The organism is Streptomyces sp. NPDC088762 (assembly GCF_044750905.1).
Lineage (GTDB): Bacteria > Actinomycetota > Actinomycetes > Streptomycetales > Streptomycetaceae > Streptomyces.
Genome location: NZ_JBIVKT010000004.1, coordinates 527,238 through 544,737, shown reverse-complemented (window position 1 = coordinate 544,737; position 17,500 = coordinate 527,238). Strand labels below are relative to the sequence as shown.

General features: G+C 69.9%; 25 protein-coding genes. 8 read left to right on the top strand and 17 right to left on the bottom strand.

From position 1 onward, the window contains the following. Positions 1 to 25: 25 nt before the first annotated feature. The 3 genes from ACIP5M_RS13945 to ACIP5M_RS13935 all read right to left on the bottom strand — a co-directional run bounded on the left by ACIP5M_RS13945 (position 26) and on the right by ACIP5M_RS13935 (position 1,658). Positions 26 to 946: a hypothetical protein gene (locus tag ACIP5M_RS13945; RefSeq protein ID WP_401196156.1), complete on the bottom strand. Its 921-nt coding sequence runs from the start codon at positions 944 to 946 to the stop codon at positions 26 to 28. Between the two features lie 110 nt (positions 947 to 1,056). Beyond that, positions 1,057 to 1,215, bottom strand: coding sequence for a hypothetical protein (locus ACIP5M_RS13940; RefSeq protein WP_401196153.1), 159 nt, complete (start codon positions 1,213 to 1,215; stop codon positions 1,057 to 1,059). Positions 1,216 to 1,427: 212 nt separating this feature from the next. Further along, on the bottom strand, positions 1,428 to 1,658 hold the full coding sequence (locus ACIP5M_RS13935; protein WP_401196150.1) for a hypothetical protein: 231 nt from the start codon (positions 1,656 to 1,658) through the stop codon (positions 1,428 to 1,430). Positions 1,659 to 2,178: 520 nt separating this feature from the next. On the opposite strand from ACIP5M_RS13935, the gene ACIP5M_RS13930 reads away from it, so the two are divergent. From ACIP5M_RS13930 to ACIP5M_RS13910, 5 genes are all read left to right on the top strand, one after another. Then, positions 2,179 to 3,156: an XRE family transcriptional regulator gene (locus ACIP5M_RS13930; protein ID WP_401196147.1), complete on the top strand. Its 978-nt coding sequence runs from the start codon at positions 2,179 to 2,181 to the stop codon at positions 3,154 to 3,156. Next, entirely contained in the window at positions 3,147 to 3,659 is a 513-nt protein-coding gene (locus ACIP5M_RS13925; protein WP_401196144.1) for a GNAT family N-acetyltransferase, read from the top strand. Before ACIP5M_RS13930 ends, ACIP5M_RS13925 begins: the two co-directional genes overlap by 10 nt. A 108-nt stretch (positions 3,660 to 3,767) precedes the next feature. Next, the gene (locus tag ACIP5M_RS13920; protein WP_401196141.1) at positions 3,768 to 4,016 is read left to right on the top strand and encodes a hypothetical protein; all 249 of its coding nucleotides are present in this window, start codon (positions 3,768 to 3,770) and stop codon (positions 4,014 to 4,016) included. 137 nt (positions 4,017 to 4,153) lie between these two features. Next, positions 4,154 to 4,642, top strand: coding sequence for a hypothetical protein (locus tag ACIP5M_RS13915; protein WP_401196139.1), 489 nt, complete (start codon positions 4,154 to 4,156; stop codon positions 4,640 to 4,642). A 249-nt stretch (positions 4,643 to 4,891) separates the two neighbouring features. Further along, complete coding sequence (locus ACIP5M_RS13910; protein WP_401196138.1) at positions 4,892 to 5,248, top strand: HNH endonuclease signature motif containing protein; 357 nt, start codon at positions 4,892 to 4,894, stop codon at positions 5,246 to 5,248. Here ACIP5M_RS13910 and ACIP5M_RS13905 read toward each other — a convergent pair. The 12 genes from ACIP5M_RS13905 to ACIP5M_RS13850 form a co-directional block, all read right to left on the bottom strand. Next, entirely contained in the window at positions 5,196 to 5,327 is a 132-nt protein-coding gene (locus ACIP5M_RS13905; protein ID WP_401196351.1) for a hypothetical protein, read from the bottom strand. The two genes, ACIP5M_RS13910 and ACIP5M_RS13905, sit on opposite strands and share 53 nt — an antisense overlap. 78 nt (positions 5,328 to 5,405) lie before the next feature. Beyond that, complete coding sequence (locus ACIP5M_RS13900; protein ID WP_401196135.1) at positions 5,406 to 5,591, bottom strand: hypothetical protein; 186 nt, start codon at positions 5,589 to 5,591, stop codon at positions 5,406 to 5,408. Further along, positions 5,588 to 5,827, bottom strand: a complete 240-nt coding sequence (locus ACIP5M_RS13895; protein WP_401196132.1) for a hypothetical protein — start codon at positions 5,825 to 5,827, stop codon at positions 5,588 to 5,590. Before ACIP5M_RS13895 ends, ACIP5M_RS13900 begins: the two co-directional genes overlap by 4 nt. A 121-nt stretch (positions 5,828 to 5,948) precedes the next feature. Continuing rightward, positions 5,949 to 6,893: a hypothetical protein gene (locus ACIP5M_RS13890; protein WP_401196130.1), complete on the bottom strand. Its 945-nt coding sequence runs from the start codon at positions 6,891 to 6,893 to the stop codon at positions 5,949 to 5,951. Then, the gene (locus tag ACIP5M_RS13885) at positions 6,890 to 7,414 is read right to left on the bottom strand and encodes a hypothetical protein (protein ID WP_401196127.1); all 525 of its coding nucleotides are present in this window, start codon (positions 7,412 to 7,414) and stop codon (positions 6,890 to 6,892) included. The genes ACIP5M_RS13890 and ACIP5M_RS13885 overlap by 4 nt, the downstream gene beginning before the upstream one ends. A gap of 2 nt (positions 7,415 to 7,416) precedes the next feature. After that, positions 7,417 to 7,806: a hypothetical protein gene (locus tag ACIP5M_RS13880; protein WP_401196126.1), complete on the bottom strand. Its 390-nt coding sequence runs from the start codon at positions 7,804 to 7,806 to the stop codon at positions 7,417 to 7,419. A 158-nt stretch (positions 7,807 to 7,964) separates the two neighbouring features. Beyond that, positions 7,965 to 9,179 (bottom strand): DUF2637 domain-containing protein, encoded by a 1,215-nt coding sequence (locus ACIP5M_RS13875; RefSeq protein ID WP_401196125.1) that lies wholly within the window; start codon positions 9,177 to 9,179, stop codon positions 7,965 to 7,967. Beyond that, complete coding sequence (locus ACIP5M_RS13870; protein ID WP_401196122.1) at positions 9,176 to 9,325, bottom strand: hypothetical protein; 150 nt, start codon at positions 9,323 to 9,325, stop codon at positions 9,176 to 9,178. Before ACIP5M_RS13870 ends, ACIP5M_RS13875 begins: the two co-directional genes overlap by 4 nt. A gap of 94 nt (positions 9,326 to 9,419) precedes the next feature. After that, positions 9,420 to 9,608: a hypothetical protein gene (locus ACIP5M_RS13865; protein ID WP_401196120.1), complete on the bottom strand. Its 189-nt coding sequence runs from the start codon at positions 9,606 to 9,608 to the stop codon at positions 9,420 to 9,422. Continuing rightward, positions 9,605 to 9,760, bottom strand: coding sequence for a hypothetical protein (locus ACIP5M_RS13860; RefSeq protein WP_401196117.1), 156 nt, complete (start codon positions 9,758 to 9,760; stop codon positions 9,605 to 9,607). The genes ACIP5M_RS13865 and ACIP5M_RS13860 overlap by 4 nt, the downstream gene beginning before the upstream one ends. Continuing rightward, positions 9,757 to 9,897 carry a hypothetical protein gene (locus tag ACIP5M_RS13855; protein ID WP_401196115.1) on the bottom strand — a complete coding sequence of 47 codons (141 nt, stop codon included), beginning with the start codon at positions 9,895 to 9,897 and terminating at the stop codon, positions 9,757 to 9,759. The genes ACIP5M_RS13860 and ACIP5M_RS13855 overlap by 4 nt, the downstream gene beginning before the upstream one ends. 246 nt (positions 9,898 to 10,143) lie before the next feature. Continuing rightward, a complete protein-coding gene (locus ACIP5M_RS13850; RefSeq protein WP_401196113.1) occupies positions 10,144 to 10,626 on the bottom strand; it encodes a hypothetical protein in 483 nt (160 codons plus the stop codon). A gap of 346 nt (positions 10,627 to 10,972) precedes the next feature. On the opposite strand from ACIP5M_RS13850, the gene ACIP5M_RS13845 reads away from it, so the two are divergent. Further along, entirely contained in the window at positions 10,973 to 11,209 is a 237-nt protein-coding gene (locus ACIP5M_RS13845; protein WP_401196110.1) for a hypothetical protein, read from the top strand. A 7-nt stretch (positions 11,210 to 11,216) separates the two neighbouring features. On the opposite strand, the gene ACIP5M_RS13840 is transcribed toward ACIP5M_RS13845, so the two are convergent. Together ACIP5M_RS13840 and ACIP5M_RS13835 are read right to left on the bottom strand one after the other, a co-directional pair. Continuing rightward, on the bottom strand, positions 11,217 to 11,432 hold the full coding sequence (locus ACIP5M_RS13840; RefSeq protein WP_401196108.1) for a hypothetical protein: 216 nt from the start codon (positions 11,430 to 11,432) through the stop codon (positions 11,217 to 11,219). Continuing rightward, positions 11,429 to 13,150 carry a hypothetical protein gene (locus ACIP5M_RS13835; RefSeq protein WP_401196105.1) on the bottom strand — a complete coding sequence of 574 codons (1,722 nt, stop codon included), beginning with the start codon at positions 13,148 to 13,150 and terminating at the stop codon, positions 11,429 to 11,431. Before ACIP5M_RS13835 ends, ACIP5M_RS13840 begins: the two co-directional genes overlap by 4 nt. A 59-nt stretch (positions 13,151 to 13,209) precedes the next feature. Between ACIP5M_RS13835 and ACIP5M_RS13830 the strand changes: the two genes are divergently transcribed. Both ACIP5M_RS13830 and ACIP5M_RS13825 read left to right on the top strand, forming a co-directional pair. Then, positions 13,210 to 14,715 carry a 3' terminal RNA ribose 2'-O-methyltransferase Hen1 gene (locus ACIP5M_RS13830; RefSeq protein ID WP_401196104.1) on the top strand — a complete coding sequence of 502 codons (1,506 nt, stop codon included), beginning with the start codon at positions 13,210 to 13,212 and terminating at the stop codon, positions 14,713 to 14,715. Further along, entirely contained in the window at positions 14,712 to 17,306 is a 2,595-nt protein-coding gene (locus ACIP5M_RS13825; protein WP_401196102.1) for a polynucleotide kinase-phosphatase, read from the top strand. Before ACIP5M_RS13830 ends, ACIP5M_RS13825 begins: the two co-directional genes overlap by 4 nt. The last annotated feature ends 194 nt before the right edge of the window (positions 17,307 to 17,500 follow it).

Genomic DNA, 17,500 nt, shown 5'->3' with positions numbered 1-17,500 from the left:
CGTTTGCCGCTGTGGTGGACGAGTTCTACAGCTGGTCGGTCTGGTGGCGCAGGCCGGTCAGCAGCCCCCTGCCATGCACGGTGAAGTGCTCGCCGAGGAGTTCGAGCTGGTCCATGAGGTAGCGGACGGCCGGCATGCCCTCGTCGTAAGCGGCCTGGACGTGCGCACGCTCGTTGGCGGTCAGGTCGTCGCGGGCCAGCTCGGCGCGGCGGAACCGCAGGAGCTGGTTGTAGACGCACGTCGCGTGGAAGGCCCGGTCCACCTCCCAGAACTGGTTTCGGGTGACGCCCTGCGTGGCGCGCCACGCGATCTCGATCTTGGGGGAGGTCTTCGAGGAGTACTCGTCGGCGAAGACCTGGTGCTGGAGGACGTGGAAGCTCACCGACTGGTGGACCGCCTCGTGCAGGAGGTTCTCCGCGAGGAAGAGATGAGAGGGCTCCGGGCTGACGGTGTTCGGCGGGATGTGGCGCCGCGCCTTTTCGGAGAACACGATGACGTACGGGAGCGCCGGGTCGCTGGAGCTGGTCAGGGACGAGGCGCGGAAACCGGGCTTGAGCCCCACCCACAGAAAGCCTCGGACGAACTCGCGCACGCGGGCGAAGGCGTCGGGGTGAACCGTGGCCAGCCGCTCCAGTGCCCGGATCAGCGCCACGCGGCGGCCGTCGGTGTGCTCCGTGATCTCGTAGTCCGTCAGGTTGATCTCGTCGGCGATCTGTCCGGGCAGCTCGCCGTGGAACCAGTCGAAGCCGGTCCCGGCCGCGTACACGCGCTCGCTGCGCAAGGTGCGGGCGTGTTCGGCGTAGGGGACGCCGGACTTCACGAGGTGCTCCATCAGGACGAACGGGAGCGCCTGCTGGGCGTCGTCCTCGCGCAGGCGGATCAGCGCGGGGTCCTGGCGGCCGAGGTCGAAGAAGGAGCCGGGCTCTACGGTGGTGGTGATCTGCACGGCGGACTCTCCTTGGTCGGGGTGCGGAAAAGGAGGCGGGCCGGCCCGGCTGTCTGCTCCGAGTCGGCCCGCCATGCCGTCATTCAGGCGGCATCAGGTTCGAGTTGCGGTCAGATGGCGGGGGTCTGCGGCTCGAACACCCCGTCCGGGACGGAGTGGTCCAGGCGCCGGGTCAGGGACTCGACGGCCACCTCCGGCGCGAAGTCGCCGTCCGGGACCGAGTGGTCCAGACGCCGCGTCAGGTTGCTGACCTGGATGTTGCTGTTCATGGTGGTGCTCCTCTCGTTGCATGCGAGTGGTGCATGGGGTCGTGCTGGTGGTGCACCCTGCCCGTACCCGGAGCCTGCGATGACCGGGCCGTGCGGGGAGTCTGTGGGTCAGCGGCTGGTGTTGCCCGCGACGGCGAGCGTGATGACCAGGGCGCTGACGGCGAACACGTAGACGAGAACGGCCAGCCGCTGGCGCCACCCGCGTAACGGGCTCACCGGGGGTCAGCCTCGCGGAGGGCCTCGGGGGCCACGATCCACTCCCGGCCGCCGCCCTCGGGCCGCAAGAACACGGCGTTCGGCATGAAGCGGCGGGTGGCCGGGTCCTCGTAGTCGCCGATGAACTGGACGATGGCCTCGCGCTCCTGGCCGTCCACCACACGGGCGCCCTCATGTATCCAGGCGGGGAGTGACTGGTGCGAGGCGGGGCGCGGTGCGGTGGCCATGAACGTCTCCTCCGTCTGGGGCGAAGGCCGGTCCCTGAAGGGGGACTGCAAGGACCGGCCTTCGCTCGCGGTGCCGCGCGTTCCTGCTAGGGAGGGCCGGAGCCCGGTCCGTGCGGCGTGTGACCAGTCAACGGCCGCTGGGCGGCGCGGAACAGGAAAGGTTGCCGTCGGGTTGCTCCCGTCCACCCGGAAAACTTTGCGTGCGCATTACCCATCCGCTAGTGCGGGCTGTAGGGGTGCGGCTACGGTCTGTGGCATGGGAGCGAACCTCATCCTGAAAGCCCAGATGGACAAACTCGGCTTCGTGCAGGACGAGTTGGCACGTCAGATGAACACAGCTCTCCAGGAGCTGACCGGCAGACCGGGCGAAGTCTCTGCGCGGACGGTGAGGAATCTCCTCAACGGCACGACCAGGCGCCCCATCGGCCGTACCTGCATTGCGCTGGAAGCGGTGTTCGGGTGCCCGGTCGGGGATTTAGGGTTCAGCCCACCTCGTACTGCCGTACAAGCGGAGGACCCTGTGCATCGCCGTACCCTCCTTCTCGCAGCGACCACAACCGCCGTCGCCGCCGTCGCTCCCGCACGCCGCGCTCGTCTGGGGCAGTCCGACGCCGACCGGTTCCAACTGGAGTACGCAGAGCTGCTGCGCGATGACGCACGGCTTGGCGGCACGCGAGGGATCGAGAACAGGGCCGTCGAACTCGCCGCCCGCATTCAGTCCTCCGTGGCCGTCGGCACCGCATCGGACCGCGTCCAGCGCCAGGCCTACCGGCTCGCCGCCGACGTGACGTGCCTGGCCGCCTTCGGGGCGATCGACGCGCGGGCCCCTCTGCGCGCCCGCACCCACCTGGACAAGGCCCTCACCCTCGCGGGTCTCTCGCGCGACAGCACGGCTATGTACCGGGTCTGGGACCACCTGATGCTCGCCTCCAGCCAGCGGGAGAATCACGGCGAGGCCGCAGCCGGCGCAGAGGTCATGAAGCGGTCGTCCGTGGCCCGACGCGATCCGCTGTACGCGTCTCTGGGACACATGAGGAACGCCAACGCCCTGGCTCGGCTGCACCGGCCGCAGGAGTCCTTGCGGGCCATGCACCTCGCCGAGAACGCCTACGCGCGCGCTCAGGGCGGTCAGACGCCGGGGTGGATCTCGTTCTACAGCCAGGCCGAGTGCGACGCCTTGTCCTCGTACGTCTGGACGGCGCTCGGGGAGCACGAGCGGGCCGAGTCCTGCCTCCACCGGACCCTTGCCTCCATCCCCGACGACATGGTCCGCAACAGGGCCCTCTACACCGCGCACCTGTCCCTCGCGCAGGCCCGGCAGGGAGAGGTGGAACTGGCCTGCGCGACTGGACGGCGGGCGCACGAAATGCTGCCGCCGACGTCTGGTTCGCAGCGGACAACCAACACCCTCGCGGTCACCCGCAAGGTCATCGAGACCACGGGCACGAAGACGCCCTCGGTCGCGAGCTGGATCGAGGAGTCACGCACATGGATCTGAAGTGGTACACGCACGCCGACGCGCCGGACGTCCGCTCGCTGCTGCTGGACATCCACGACGAGGTCTATGCGTCCGAGCCCACCCCGTTCAACTCCCGCGAGCGGTTCGCCGGCTTCGTCGACCGCTGGTCGGGGCGCGAGGACTGGTCCTGCGTGTCGGGCTGGGAGGACGGCGGCCCGGTCGGATACGCCTACGGCTCGCGGTTCAAGCCGGGCGGCTGGTGGGTGGGAGCGGACCGCCCCAAGGGCGTCATCGGCCGGATCCTCGCACTGTCCGAGCTGATGGTGCTGCCGCGATGGCAAGGCACCGGCCGTGCCCAGCAGCTCCATGACGCGCTACTCGATTCCTTCGAGGTCGACTACGTCACGCTCCTCGTCGACTCCTCGCACCCGAAGGTGCAGGCCCTGTACGAGAAGTGGGGATACGTGAAGCGGAGCGAGGCCCAGCCCTCCGACGACTCCCCGCTGTACGCGGTGATGGTGAAGGACCTAGCAGCCGCCTGACCTGCGCCAGATTAGGGAGAAGGAGACATGAGTACCGATAGGAAGCAGGGTGCGGCGGTCTATGCGCCCATCTCGAACGGCTTTGGCTCCATGAGGAGCGTCCAGCTCATGAACCCCGACGACGCGGGCAGCCGCGTGCAGCGCAGCGAGTTCGAGAAGTTGCTGCGGAAGCAGTACGGGCGCGGCCGGTTCGCGTTCGAGGGTGAAGGCTTCGGCCGCGACCTCGGAACCGAGACGGCAACCTGCCTTGTCTGCAAGCAGGAGTCGCCCAAGATTAAGGATCACCAGGCCGCGAAGCTGTGGCTCGCCGGCCACGACTGCGGAGCAGCCGTGCCGACCAAAGCGAGCGACGTCTGAGTTCGTTGCTGACCCTGAAACGACGAAGCCCCCGCTGGCCGGCCGGGGCGGGGGCTACGGACTGCGGCCCTTGCCCAGGGATCTCAGAACGCGGATTCTCACTGGATGCCAGGCTAGAGGTCCCGGATACTCACGCAATGACCGGCAGCGAGCACGACGAAGAGAAACTGATACTTCCCGCGCTGTTCCTCGGCTACGGGCAGGCCATGTACTACGCGGTGATGCTGGAGACGATGCTGCACGCCTTCGATGCTGAACGCCGGTTCGAGATGATCGAGCGAGGTGAGCTTTTGGCTGCTGGCGGGTGGGGCGGAAGCGACAACATGTCGGACAACATCAAGAAGGTGAAGCGGCATGACGCCGTTCTCGGTAAGGCGCTTGAGGAAGCGGTCGCGAGCAGGAACCACCTGGCTCACGATTTCTGGCGAGTGAACGCGCTCAACGTCTACCGCCAGGACGACGCGCGAGTGGTCGGTGACGACTTGGGCAGGCGTGCCACTGACTTCCGTGCCCTGGCGCGTCAGGTTCTCGTCTTGATGGTGCAGATCGGGCGAGAGAAGGGGAGGATGCCGAGCAGCGGGGCCTTTGAGCGCAACCTCCAGATCATCCTCAGCGATCTGAACTGAGGGCGTGAACTGACTGGGAGTTGGACCCGAACTGATCAGGGCCCAACATCCCCCAAAGCGGAAACCCCCGCTGGCCGGCCGGGTGCCGGTCATGGGTTTCTTCTTTCTAAATGATCACCCGGTCGGCCGCAGCCGCCGAGGGCTTGCGGTTGATGAAGTGCAGGTCATGAGCTTCTCGATCGGTCCGACGATCACGACCAACCTCACGGGTCCGCCGCCCTGGTACATGACGCCCTGCTACGTCTGGCCGTGGGTAAGCACTCCGGCGGCTACCGGACGGTGAAGCTGGAGACTGGGCAAAAGCGTTACACCCACCGCATCATGTACGAGCAGGCGAAGGGGCCGATCCCGGAGGGGCTCCAGATTGATCACCTATGCCGAAATCGGGCGTGCGCGAATCCGGAGCATCTGGAGGCGGTGACGCAGAAGGAGAACATCCTGAGAGGGACCGGCCCTTCCGCGCAGCAGGCCCGACAGACTCATTGTTTGAACGGCCACCCGTTCGACGAGGTCAACACCTACGTCTACAAGGCAAGCGGCAATGCAAGACGTGTCAGTACGAACGGAACCTGCGGACGCGAGCCCGCGCTGCGGCACGGGCCTTGAGGTAGCAGGTGCACATCAGGTCGTCCGGCTCGGTGCCGCCGCCCTCGGGGCGTACAGGCGGGGTCTCGGTCTCGTTCATCGGGTACCTCCGTGGCGGCGGGCGGCGGGCGGCGGGCGGCGTTGGCGGAGACGCGGAGCCCGCGGTGGGGAGTGAAGGTCACGCGGTCCCCCCGCCCTGCTTGATCAGGCGGTCGGCGATGACGTGGATTTCCTCGGCGATCCTGTCGACGGTCTCTTGCCCGTGCTCCTCGATCAGCTCCTCCGGCTCCCAGCCGTTGAGGATGTCGCGGAGGAGGTAGCCGGCCCTGAACTTCGCCTCGTATTTGATCTCGCGGGCCCTCACCGGCCGGTCTCCGTGTAGTGGATGAGGGCCTCGCCGTCGTGTCCGACGGTGCCGTGCAGGAGGCCGCGGATGTGGGTGGCCTCCCATGAGCCGGGGCGGTTGCGCAGCACCTCTTCGACGCCTCCTTCGGCGGCGGCGACGTGGGCGAGGGCGTGAGCCAGGAATTCGGCGACGTCGCGTCCTTCCTCCAGGGTTTCGGTGATGGCGTTGACGGCCTGGCGGGTCGTGGGGTCCACGGAACTGCTCCTTCGGGGTACGCGAAGGCCCCCGCCGCGGTGCTGGTGGCGGGGGCCAGGTGATCGGGTAAATGAGGTGGTAAAGGTGAACGGTGAGTGGTTGACCTGCACTTTTACCCGCTTACTGGGACTGCCCCGCCTTCACGGGGGAGGGGTTGGCGGTCAGGTCGGGCACCAGGTGGTTGGGCAGCCGCGGCATGTGCTGGAGCGTCTTGGTGAGGTCGTCGTACGAGACGCCGATGGCCTTGTCCCCGACGACGCTGACGACCTTCGTCGGGATACCGGCGTCGCGGAGCTTCGCCGGGAAGGTGGCGGAGGTGAGGCCGACGAACTCGCCCTGCTTGTGCAGCCCGTGCAGCAGGTCCACACAGTGGACGCCGCCCTTGCCCTCCATCTTGGCGATGGCCACGCGCTGCTCTACATGGGTGAGGAGATCCCTCTTCCACTTCCCGACGTCGAGAAGCTGAGTCGCTTCCTCCTCCTCGGCCGCCTCCAGCGTGAGCCGGGCGGTGTCGGCTAGCAGCTCGGCGGGGACCGGGCGCACGGTCAGCTCGAAGGGGCGGTTCCCCCGGGCCCAGCAGGCCGTGACGGCGCCCAGGGTGGAGACCAGGAGCACCACGCCGTCCAGCAGCCACGCCCCCACCACGACTCCCGCGACGGGGAGCGTCAGCACGGTGCAGCGCAGAGCCGCGATCCGCTTCCGGCGGTGGGTCACATGCCCGGGGTCGATGTCGGTGATTTCCCAGTCCCCCAGGGCCGCCAACGCGACGTCGTGGCGGCGGCCCTCGCGTTCGGCTTGCTCCAGGTCGCTCTGGGCGGCGGGGACAAGTCCCCCGTCCTCGGCGGCGATCCGCCGCAGCTTGGTCGCCTTCTTGTGCGCCCGCTTAGCCTCCCGCTGGTGCTCTTCCACGGCTTCAGCGTGGGCCTCGGCGCGGGCCTTGAGGATGCGCCGGAGCAACTCCTCCTCCGAGACCGTGTGGCCGCCGGCCCAGTGCGCGAGGAACACCGCGATGTTCGCCGCCCCGGCCGTCGTACGCGTGATCAGGGGGCCCGGTCTGGTGCTCATCCGATGACCTGCTCTCCGAGCCAGGAGACGAGCGGAATGCCGATCATGGCCGCCGCCCCGCCGAGGGAGGTAGCGATGCCCCACGAAGCGCCGGAGAGCGCACCGGAGAGGGCCAGGGCCCGCTCCCCCCATCCCTTCGCGAACCACAGGAACAGACACCAGACGACGACCGCGCACAGAGCGATCCAAGAGCCGGAGTAGCTGAGCACTTCGGTGACGTGGATCTCCACCGCGCCCTCGCCGGACTGGCCGATGGCCGTGCTGCCGACCTCGGCCCCGAGCTTGTTCCCGGTGCCGGTGAATCCTGCGGAGACCTTGCCCAGGTACCCGCCGGACACCGCGGACGCCAGGACCATGACGGCGAAGGAGGACACCCAGGGGAGCCAGATTCTGTGCTTTTTGAGGCTCTTGATGGAGCGTCCGTTGCCGTAGAACACGGCCGCGGCGGTGACGACCACGAGGAAGAAGCCGAAGCCCGCGCCAGCACGGGTCACGGCGTGCGTGAAGGTGATCAGGTCCATGGTCAGGCCCCCACGATCCACGCGGCGATCAGGTGCCGAGTCGGGGTGGCGAGGAGCGTTCCGCCCACCGCGGCGAACAGCACGACGGAGGAGATCCAGCGGCGGATCCGCCCGCCCATCGCGAACCCGAGCCCGCACGCGAGGGACGTGATGAACGCGGCGGCGAAGGCGATGTGCACGGACCGCTCGGCGGACAGGGGCTCGGCCACGCGGTTGCACCACACGACCGCCGGGAACAGACCCACGCTCAGCAGGGCCAGCGCGCGGAGGGGGCGCAGGCGGCGGATCGTGGCACGTACGCGGTCCCAGTTGACGGCGTGATGGGCGCTGGGCGCGAGGACGGGGATGTGGTCTGATCCGTCCGAGCCGTGATCAACCTTTATATGCGACATGATGTTTCTGTCTCCCTCGGGAGCGATAGCGGGGACCCGGAGCCTGCGAAGCGTCTAGATCGGGTCCCCGCGCTTTTGTGTTCGATCCGGGCCGGCGGCCCGTGGCTCCCGCTCGGACCACCACGGCGGGCGGTTCGAGCGGGACCATGAAGCGCCGGTCAGGTGGTGCTGGAGGTGCTCTTCACGGGGGCGAGGGCGCCGTGTACCTCGCCCGTGGTCCATTTCGTCGCGCGTACGAATGCGGCTTTAGTGAGTGTTGGTTCCGTTGCTCGGGCGGCGTCCCATTCCTCCCGGATTGAAGATCGCTTGGCTGCGGTCTCCCGCATGACTCGCTCCCGGCGCTCGGCCAGCGGATCGACCGGCGGGGCGGGTGGCTGGGGCGGGGCGGGCGGGGCGTTCGTCGCTTCGGGAGCGACCTGCGGATTTCCCCCGGGAATTGTCGATTCGTCGGCAGGCTCCACCTTTCGAGCGTCCGGGGAAACCTGCGCGGGAACCTGCACTTCGTCCTCGCACTCCGGCATCTCCTCCTCCGGGATAGCGGCCTGCGGAATGCGGGCGGTGACCTCCTCGCGGGGGGCGTTGGGGGTCTCCTTGGCCGCGTACGCGACCTGTCGGGCAGTAATGACCGGCTCCAGTCGGCGCGGATTACCGATTTCCTCGGCGGGTGCCGGCCGCCACTCGATGTCGATCCCCGCAGCGACCAGCCCGGCCGGGGCGGTCTGGGTCAGGGGTACGCCCAGCTTGGCCAGGCGGAGCGGCAGCACCGCCTCCACCGGCGCCCTACGCCGCCATGCGCGGCCGTACCGGGCCTGGAGACGGGCCTGGTAGATCAGGCGGTCCTGTTCCATGCCGACGGCCTGTTCGTACTCGCGCAGCTCCCACAGCTTCATCCGGCGCCACAGCTTGAAGGTGGGGATCGGAGACAGGAGCCACCGGGTGATCCGCACACCCTCCATGGCTTTGTCCGCGGTGATGTCGGCGAGGCGCCCTATTGCGTGGCGGGCGGCTTCGACGGTGACGAGGAACAGAACCGGGATCACGGCGTGCATCCCGACCCCGAGCGGGTCCGGCCATGCCGCGGCCCCGTTGAAGGTGATGGTCGCCGCGGTCAGCAGCCACGCGATGTGGCGCAGGACCGGGAACGGGATGCGCAGCCACGTCAGCAGCAGGTCCAGCGCGAGCAGGACGCCGATGCCGAGATCGATACCGATGGGGAAGACGCGGGCGAAGCGGCCGAAGCCCTTCTCTACCGCGAGTTGGTGCACGGCGCCGTAGGAGCCGATGAAGCCGATCGTGGCGACGAGGACGCCGCCGCCGACCACGACTCCGATAAGGACCTGGTGGGTCCGCGTGAGCACGAGGGGCGCCGTCACCGCCCCCTCCTTTCCGTGGTGCTGGAACGCCGCAGGTGCAGGTGGCCGGTGATGCCGTGCGCCTGGCGGATCAGGGTGAGCCGTTGGTGGATGTGCAGTAAGCGGATGCCGTCACGGAGTCGGCGGCGGAACTCTTCGTCGGTCATGCTCCGGTCCCGACATGCAGGGCCAGCCAGACCACGAAGAGGATCACCGCGAGATTTACGAGGACCGATCCGCAGCCGGCCTTGTCATCGGGGTTCACGGCGCCTCCCCCGTCAGGAACTCGGCGGCAAGGCGGTGCCACTGGCGTCCGTCGGCCTGGTGGGCGCGGTGCTTGGCCAGCATCTCGGCAGTGTGCTGCTTGTCCTGGGCGGTGATGGTGGGGCCGATCGCCTGTGGGATGTCGTCCAGGCCGAGCTGGCCGAGGACATCGGCGAAGCGCTTCACTGCTCGCTCCCGATGATCAGGTCGATCTCGGCGGGGTCGATGCCGTAGGCGGTGAGGGTGTTCTCCAGGCCCTTGCGGTCGGTCTCGCGGGCCAGCTCGTACAGGTCGGCCCGCTCGGCCTCGGTGGCCTCGGTGTGCTCGCGGTCGGTCATCGAGCCCACCGCCGGTCACTCGTGGAGTTCTTCGGCTCCTTGGGGGTCCTGCGGGCCTCCTGGAGTCGGTCCTGGAGGCGCTGCTGCCCGGCCCGCTGTTCGGGTGTCCACGGACTCTCGGGTACCTTCTGGGTCATCTCGTTCTCCTGTGTGGCAGGTGATCGGGTCAGGCCCCGGCCGGCGTTGTGAGCGCCGAGCCGGGGCCGTCTTTTTGTGCAACGCGAAGGCCCCGCCCTCCTTCTCGGAGAACGGGGCCCTGCGGGTGGTGCTGTTCGGTTAGGGCGCGGTGAGCCGGTCGCGCAGTGCGAGCAGAAGGCGCCGCCACAGCGGCCGGTTTCCTCCGCCCGACTTCACGGTGAGGAGCGGGACCGTTTCGTGGTACTTCACTTCTGGCAGTCCTCCGCGCTGTAGGTCTTGGCTTCCGTCGTGATGGTGGCGTGGCCCGGTGCGGCGCCTCGGTCCTTGACCGTTTCCACTGTCGCATCCATCTTGGCCCGGTAGACGCCGGGTTTGCAGGCGATCGTGACGGTTACGTCCTTCTGTACTCCGAGTGCGGGCGAGACGTGGTTGGACGCCTTGCCGACCTCGACCCACGCCCCAGCCGTGTTGCGCTGCTGGATGATCACCGTGAGGGAGTGTTCCTTGACGGCCTCCCGGCATATCGAGTCGGCGTACGCCTTGATTTGCCCCGCGAGGATGTAGGGATACGCGGTCAGTCGTTGGGTGCACCGGCCGCCGATGACGCTGCCTTCCACCTTCGGCCGGTTGTCGTCGGCCTGTGGAGCACAACCGCTCGACTCCGCGCCGGTGGTGACGAGGACGGCGAGGGCTATGCCGGCCAGGGTCGCGGATCTTTTGGTCTTCAAAATCCCCTCCTTCGTGTGGGTCGTCTGGGTGCTGAGGACCCACAGCCGCGGCACGTACGAGACGCACCGGGCTGGAGATCGTCAGACCTCGTGGCCTCTCCGTGGCCGCCTTCCTCGCCGAGTGCAGCGAGTGGTTCGGGCGGGACGCCGATTCAGTTCTCAAGGAACAGACGCTTCCTTCGGTCCCCCTCGCGGGCTTCCTTCCGGGCGCTACTGGTGGTGCCTTTTGTGTCGATTTACGTCGCTGCCTTAACTCCGGCCAGGGTGGGCCTCGTTGTGGCTACTCCACCGAGTCTTGCGCAACATAGATATGTTGCGCAAGACCGATAACCCGTACGATGTGGCCATGTCGAGCGAGAACCCTGAGCTGCCCGAGACGCAGCAGATGAGCGCGGCCGATTTCCGGACGGAAATCGTCAAGGTCCTGGGCGCCCGGGTCGCGTACGGCGCCGAGCACATCCAGGTGATGCGCTACAAGGAGGCGCAAGCCGTGGTCGTGCCGGTTGAGTGGTACGAACGGGCCTGCCGTGCCCTCGGCGAGGAGTCCCGGCTGGGCGAGGCGAGTCCGCCGGCCACTGCCTGAAATTCCTTCACGGGCCCCTGCTTCGGCGGGGGCCTTCGTCATGCCCGGAGGCGTCGGTGAGGAGAACGCGGGTGAACAGCGGCTGCTGCGACTTGGAGGCGTGGCCCCAGCCGCCGCAGCGGCACACACACTTGGACAGCGCGTCGGCCTCGGCGCACGCCTCGCTCGCGCACGGTTCCGGGGCCATGCCGTCCTCCTTCGTGGTGGTGTTGTTGCTGGTCATGAGGTCCACTCGCTTTCGCCCAGGTCCACCAGGCGCTCGGCCGCGGTGGGCGCGTTGAAGATCAGCGGGGCCGGGTCGTAGACGGCCATCTCGGAGGCGTAGTCCTGAAGGCCGGACGCGGCCTCACGGGTGCTCACGGGGGCAGCTGTGGCGGCCTCGGTGTGCTTGCGGAGCAGGGCGGCCCGGCGGCTGGCGCTGGCGGTCGCCCGGCGGTACCGCAGGATCGGGCTGTCCAACTCGGTGTACCGGCTGATCGCGGCCTGGTCGTCAACGGCGCGGCGGCGATCGGCGGCCTCGGCAACGTGCCCAGCGGCAGCCCAGGCGGCGCGCTGCTTCTCGCGGGCGGCTTCGGCGTCGGCGCGCTCTTGAGCGGCCGTGATCCGGTTGAACTCGGCCACGGTGGCCGCGGTCTCACGAGCGGCGGCCACCGGGTCGGACCACGTGGGGCCGGGCTCCAGCGGCTCCTCAACCCGCACGGTCCACGGTCGGCTCGACTGGGTGGCCGAGGCGCCGTCCGCGTAGCCCGTCCAGCACCATCCGGGGCGCACCGACTGGGATTTCGACGGCAGCAGGGCGCCGGCCTGGTCGGTCCAGAAGCTCAGCCGGTACCGGAGCCAGGACCACGGCTGGCGGACGCGGTCGGTCTGGATGTGCTGGCCGCCGTCGGGGCAGTGCTCCATCGCGTGCCGGATGTCGGACGGGCTCCAGCCCGCGAGGGCGAACGGCTCCAACAGACCGGCGAGACGGCCGGGCGTGATCCGGTGCAGCACCACGTGGTGCCCGATGCCGTCGCGGAGCTGACGGGCGCGGTGGTGGTCCTTCTGGGTCTGGGTGATCCCCCCACGCCGCGGACGCGGCGCACCACTTCCCGGCCGGGTGCTGGAGCGGCGACCGGAGCGAGGCGGACGGCCTGCGGGGGGTAGGGGGGAATTGCCACCCACCTGGGTAATACCCAGGTTTCGGTGACCACTTCCGTCCACAGGGACAGAGCCCCGGCGCTCCACCGAGTGCTCCGACCGGCCGGAAGAAACCGCAGGTCGGTCCAGGTGACCACTTTCATCCACAGGCAGTCCGAGGGCCTTGCGGACCCGGTGCTCACGGTCGGCGGTGCGGTCGGCCGCGGTGCGCCCACGCCCGTTCGGGGTGCGGTCCGGGATCGCGTCTTCGACGGCCTCGGGCACGGTGAGCGCGTACAGCGGGACGACCGGCGGGGCCCCGGTGGAGGGGTTGCCGACGCGACCGGCGACGAGGACGACGATCAGGTCGTGCTCGGCGAGGCGCTTGATGGAGCGGGCTACTTGCCGGATGGAGATGGCGCGGCCGGACAGCTCGGCGGCCTTCTCGGCGATCAGCGCGTGCCGCTGCCGCACCGCGGCGGCCTCCTGGTGGGAGACGACCGCCAGGGCCTTGGAGACGGCCACCAGGACGGCGTGGAAGTCGCTGCGGACGGTGGCGAGCACCGGGTGCGCTTCGACGGCGTGGCGCCACTCTCCGGCATCCGCGGCGGGTCGCAGGGCGCCAACCTTGCCCGACTCCACCAGCTTGACGAGGTGTCGCACGACGGCCGCGCGCTCGGCCGCGAAGGGGGAACGTGTTTCGTCGCGGACCACGCGGCGGCCGTGGAAGCGGGCGTCAAGGTGGTCGCCGTGGTTGCCGGTGCGGTTCGTCCAGGGCGCGGATCGCTGGGCCGGAATCTTCACGGCGGTGCCGGCGGTCATCGGGCCACCGCCACGAAATCCGGTCGCCCGTCCGGATCAGTCAGCCCATACTCAAGCGCATGTTCCTGACGATCTCCACCACCGGTACGGCCGAGCACCCGGCCACTGACCTGGGCTTTCTGCTGCACAAGCACCCCGACCGGGTCAGGGTAGAAACCCAGTCCCACGGCACCGCCCACGTGTTCTACCCCGAGGCCACGGACCGGCGGTGCACGGCCGCGCTGCTGCTCGAGGTGGATCCCGTCGCGCTCGTGCGCCGCGGCCAGGGCAAGGGCCGGGGTGGGGCGCCCGACGCCGCGCTCGCGCAGTACGTCAACGACCGCCCCTACGCGGCCTCCTCGCTGCTGGCCGTCGCGCTCAGCGGGGTGTTCCGCAGCGCGCTCAAGGGCCAGTGCGCCGCCCGCCCGGAACTGCCCGGGCAGGCACGGCCGCTGCGGGTCGAGATCCCGGTGCTGCCCGCCCGCGGTGGGGCGGAGCTGGTGCACCGGCTGTTCGACCCGCTCGGCTGGGACCTCGTACAGGCTGAGCCCGTACCGCTCGACCCGCAGTTCCCCGAGTGGGGGGACTCCCGTTACGTACGGCTCGTCCTGGAGGGCGAGCTGCCGCTGGCCGACGTCCTGCGCCAGCTGTACGTCCTGCTGCCCGTGCTCGACGACGCCAAGCACTACTGGATCGCCCCCGACGAGGTGGACAAGCTGCTGCGCGCCGGAGAGGGCTGGCTCGCCGCCCACCCGGAGAACGGCCTGATCAGCTCCCGCTACCTGGCCCGCCACAAGCGGCTGACCCAGCACGCCCTGGAGCGCCTGGAACTCGTCCGCCTCGCGGAGTCCGACGGCAGCGAGGTCGAAGAGCTCGACAACGCCGTCGACGAGAACCGCGACACCGAAGAGCGGCCCGTGCCGCTCGCCGTGCAGCGGCGCGACGCGATCCTCGCCGCGCTGCGGGCCGCCGGCGCCCAGCGCGTGCTGGACCTCGGCTGCGGACAGGGGCAGTTGGTCCAGGCACTGCTGGGCGACCCGGCGTACACCGAGATTGTCGGCATGGACGTGTCCGTGCGGGCCCTGAACCTCGCGGCCAAGCGGCTGCGGCTGGAGCGGCTGGGGGAGCGCCAGAGCGCGCGCGTCCGGCTGCTCCAGGGTTCGCTCGCCTACACCGACAAGCGGCTGGCCGGCTATGACGCGGCCGTGCTCAGCGAGGTCATCGAGCACCTGGACCCGGAGCGGCTGCCCGCGCTGGAGTACGCGGTGTTCGGCTCGGCCCGCCCGCGCACGGTCCTGGTCACGACCCCGAACGTCGAGTACAACGTCCGCTGGGAGACGCTGCCCGCCGGCCAGGTCCGGCACGGCGACCACCGCTTCGAGTGGACCCGCGAGGAGTTCCGGGCCTGGGCCGGCGCGGTCGCCGAGCGGCACGGCTACGGCGTGGCGTACGTCCCCGTCGGGGACGACGACCCCGAGGTCGGGCCGCCCACGCAAATGGCCGTCTTCACCCAGGCCGACACCGACACCGCGGGCGACACCGCCGCCGCCGACACCGACACCCCGAAGGAGGGCGAGGCAGCATGACCACCGAGACCATCGCGAGCACCGAGACCCACCGCACCCGCGTACTTCCCGTCACCGACCTGTCCCTCGTCGTCCTCATCGGGGCCACCGGATCCGGCAAGTCCACCTTCGCCCGCAAGCACTTCAAGGCCACCGAGGTCATCTCCTCGGACTACTGCCGCGGCCTGGTCAGTGACGACGAGAACGACCAGAGCGCCAGCAAGGACGCCTTCGACGTCCTGCACTACATCGCCGGCAAGCGCCTCGCAGCCGGCCGCCTCACCGTCGTCGACGCCACCAGCGTCCAGGCCGACGCCCGCCGCCAGCTGGTCCGGCTCGCCCGCGAGCACGACGTCCTGCCCATCGCCATCGTCCTCGACATGCCCGAACAGGTCTGCGCCGAGCGCAACGCCGCCCGCCCCGACCGGGCCGGCCTGCCCCGTGCCGTCATCCAGCGCCACCGCCGCGACCTGCGGCGTTCGCTGCGCGGCCTGGAGCGCGAGGGCTTTCGCAAGGTGCACGTGCTGCGCTCCGTCGAGGAAGCCGAGACCGCCCAGGTCGTCCTGGAGAAGCGGTTCAACGACCTCACCCACCTCACCGGCCCCTTCGACATCGTCGGTGACATCCACGGCTGCTCCTCCGAGCTGGAGACCCTGCTCGCCAAGCTCGGCTACGAGGACGGGGTCCACCCCGAGGGCCGGACGGCCGTCTTCGTCGGCGACCTCGTCGACCGCGGCCCCGACAGCCCGGGCGTCCTGCGCCGCGTCATGGGCATGGTGAAGTCCGGCAATGCCCTCTGCGTGCCCGGGAACCACGAGAACAAGCTCGGCCGTTACCTGAAGGGCTCCAAGGTCCAGCGGACCCACGGCCTCGCCGAGACGATCGAGCAGCTGGAGAAGGAGCCGGCGGAATTCGTGGAGGAGGTGCGGGAGTTCATCCGGGGCCTGGTGAGCCACTACGTCCTCGACGGCGGCAAGCTGGTGGTCTGCCACGCCGGCCTGCCCGAGAAGTACCACGGCCGGACCTCCGGCCGCGTCCGCTCGCACGCCCTGTACGGGGACACCACCGGCGAGACGGACGAGTTCGGCCTGCCCGTGCGCTACCCGTGGGCCGAGGACTACCGCGGCAAGGCGGTGGTGGTCTACGGGCACACCCCGGTCCCGAACACCGCCTGGATCAACAACACCATCTGCCTCGACACCGGCGCGGTCTTCGGCGGGAAGATGACCGCCCTGCGCTGGCCCGAGCGCGAACTGGTCGACGTACCGGCCGAGAAGGTCTGGTACGAGCCGGTCAAGCCGCTGGTCGCCGAGGCGCCGGGCGGCCACGACGGGCGCCCGCTCGACCTGGCCGACGTCCACGGGCGCCGGATCGTGGAGACCCGCCACCTGGGCAACGTCACCGTGCGCGAGGAGAACGCGGCCGCCGCCCTGGAGGTCATGAGCCGCTTCGCGGTGGACCCGCGGCTGGTCCCCTACCTGCCGCCGACCATGGCGCCCACGGCCACCTCCCGCGAGGAGGCCCGCGGCGGAGCCGCTGACAGACCCTTCCTGGAGCACCCGGCCGAGGCCTTCGAGCAGTACCGCAAGGACGGCATCGCCCAGGTCGTGTGCGAGGAGAAGCACATGGGCTCCCGCGCCACCGTCCTGGTCTGCAAGGACGCCGACGCGGCCCGCGAGCGCTTCGGCGTCGACGGCCCGACCGGCTCCGTCTACACCCGGACCGGACGGCCCTTCTTCAAGGATCCCGAGGTCACCGAGGAGGTCCTGGCCCGGCTCCGCGCCGCGGTCACCGACGCCGGGCTCTGGGACGAGCTGGCCACCGACTGGCTGCTGATCGACGGTGAACTCCTGCCGTGGTCCCTGAAGTCGGGCGGCCTGCTGCGCAACCAGTACGCCGCCGTGGGCGCGGCCTCCGGCGCCGTCTTCCCGGACGCCCTCGCCGCCCTGGAGGCAGCCGCGGCCCGGGGCATCGAGACCGGTGACCTGCTGGAGCGCCAGCGCGGGCGGGCCGCCGACGCGGCCGCCTTCACCGAGGCCTACCGCCGCTACTGCTGGACCACCGACGGGCTGGACGGCGTACGGTTCGCGCCGTTCCAGCTGCTGGCGGCGGCCGGGCGGTCGCTGGCCGCCGTACCGCACGACGAGCAGCTGTTCTGGCTGGACCGGCTCGTGGCCGCCGACGAGGCGGCCGGCACCGGGCTGCTCCGCCGCACCGGCCGGATCCTGGTGGACACCGCCGACGAGGACTCCGTACGGGCGGGCACCGACTGGTGGCTGGAGCTGACGGCCGCCGGCGGCGAGGGCATGGTCGTCAAGCCGCTCCAGGCCTACGCGCGGGACGGCAAGGGCCGCCTGGTCCAGCCCGGGGTCAAGGTGCGCGGCCGGGAGTACCTGCGGATCATCTACGGTCCGGAGTACACCCGCCCCGACCACCTGGAGAGGCTGCGCGAGCGGCACCTCGGCCACAAGCGCTCCCTCGCCCTGCGCGAGTACGCGCTCGGGCTGGAGGCGCTGGACCGGCTGGCGGCCGGGGAGCCGCTGTGGCGGGTCCACGAGGCCGTTTTCGCGGTACTGGCCCTGGAGTCGGAGCCGGTCGACCCCCGGCTCTGACCGGCGGACGGCGCCGCGCCGCTCCCTTCCGCGCCCCGGTCCCTCCCGCGCGCCCGTCAAGCCGGGCACGCGGGAGGGCCGCGCATTAGGTCGTATGAGGGAACTTTCGGGGAGAACTCCGGGAAACCCGCCGGCGGGATCGTTCATCCAGGGCAGCGGAATGTCCGCGACCCTGGAAGGACGGAACGTCACCT

What these genes read in the sequence shown, in the direction of transcription:
- ACIP5M_RS13935 (WP_401196150.1), bottom strand. Translation starts at nt 1,658, where the DNA reads ATGGCCACCGCACCGCGCCCCGCCTCGCACCAGTCACTCCCCGCCTGG.
- ACIP5M_RS13905 (WP_401196351.1), bottom strand. Translation starts at nt 5,327, where the DNA reads ATGAACGAGACCGAGACCCCGCCTGTACGCCCCGAGGGCGGCGGCACC.
- ACIP5M_RS13845 (WP_401196110.1), top strand. Translation starts at nt 10,973, where the DNA reads ATGTCGAGCGAGAACCCTGAGCTGCCCGAGACGCAGCAGATGAGCGCG.
- ACIP5M_RS13925 (WP_401196144.1), top strand. Translation starts at nt 3,147, where the DNA reads ATGGATCTGAAGTGGTACACGCACGCCGACGCGCCGGACGTCCGCTCG.
- ACIP5M_RS13860 (WP_401196117.1), bottom strand. Translation starts at nt 9,760, where the DNA reads ATGACCGACCGCGAGCACACCGAGGCCACCGAGGCCGAGCGGGCCGAC.
- ACIP5M_RS13855 (WP_401196115.1), bottom strand. Translation starts at nt 9,897, where the DNA reads ATGACCCAGAAGGTACCCGAGAGTCCGTGGACACCCGAACAGCGGGCC.
- ACIP5M_RS13840 (WP_401196108.1), bottom strand. Translation starts at nt 11,432, where the DNA reads ATGACCAGCAACAACACCACCACGAAGGAGGACGGCATGGCCCCGGAA.
- ACIP5M_RS13830 (WP_401196104.1), top strand. Translation starts at nt 13,210, where the DNA reads ATGTTCCTGACGATCTCCACCACCGGTACGGCCGAGCACCCGGCCACT.
- ACIP5M_RS13940 (WP_401196153.1), bottom strand. Translation starts at nt 1,215, where the DNA reads ATGAACAGCAACATCCAGGTCAGCAACCTGACGCGGCGTCTGGACCAC.
- ACIP5M_RS13825 (WP_401196102.1), top strand. Translation starts at nt 14,712, where the DNA reads ATGACCACCGAGACCATCGCGAGCACCGAGACCCACCGCACCCGCGTA.
- ACIP5M_RS13885 (WP_401196127.1), bottom strand. Translation starts at nt 7,414, where the DNA reads ATGGACCTGATCACCTTCACGCACGCCGTGACCCGTGCTGGCGCGGGC.
- ACIP5M_RS13870 (WP_401196122.1), bottom strand. Translation starts at nt 9,325, where the DNA reads ATGACCGACGAAGAGTTCCGCCGCCGACTCCGTGACGGCATCCGCTTA.
- ACIP5M_RS13890 (WP_401196130.1), bottom strand. Translation starts at nt 6,893, where the DNA reads ATGAGCACCAGACCGGGCCCCCTGATCACGCGTACGACGGCCGGGGCG.
- ACIP5M_RS13835 (WP_401196105.1), bottom strand. Translation starts at nt 13,150, where the DNA reads ATGACCGCCGGCACCGCCGTGAAGATTCCGGCCCAGCGATCCGCGCCC.
- ACIP5M_RS13915 (WP_401196139.1), top strand. Translation starts at nt 4,154, where the DNA reads ATGACCGGCAGCGAGCACGACGAAGAGAAACTGATACTTCCCGCGCTG.
- ACIP5M_RS13920 (WP_401196141.1), top strand. Translation starts at nt 3,768, where the DNA reads ATGAACCCCGACGACGCGGGCAGCCGCGTGCAGCGCAGCGAGTTCGAG.
- ACIP5M_RS13880 (WP_401196126.1), bottom strand. Translation starts at nt 7,806, where the DNA reads ATGTCGCATATAAAGGTTGATCACGGCTCGGACGGATCAGACCACATC.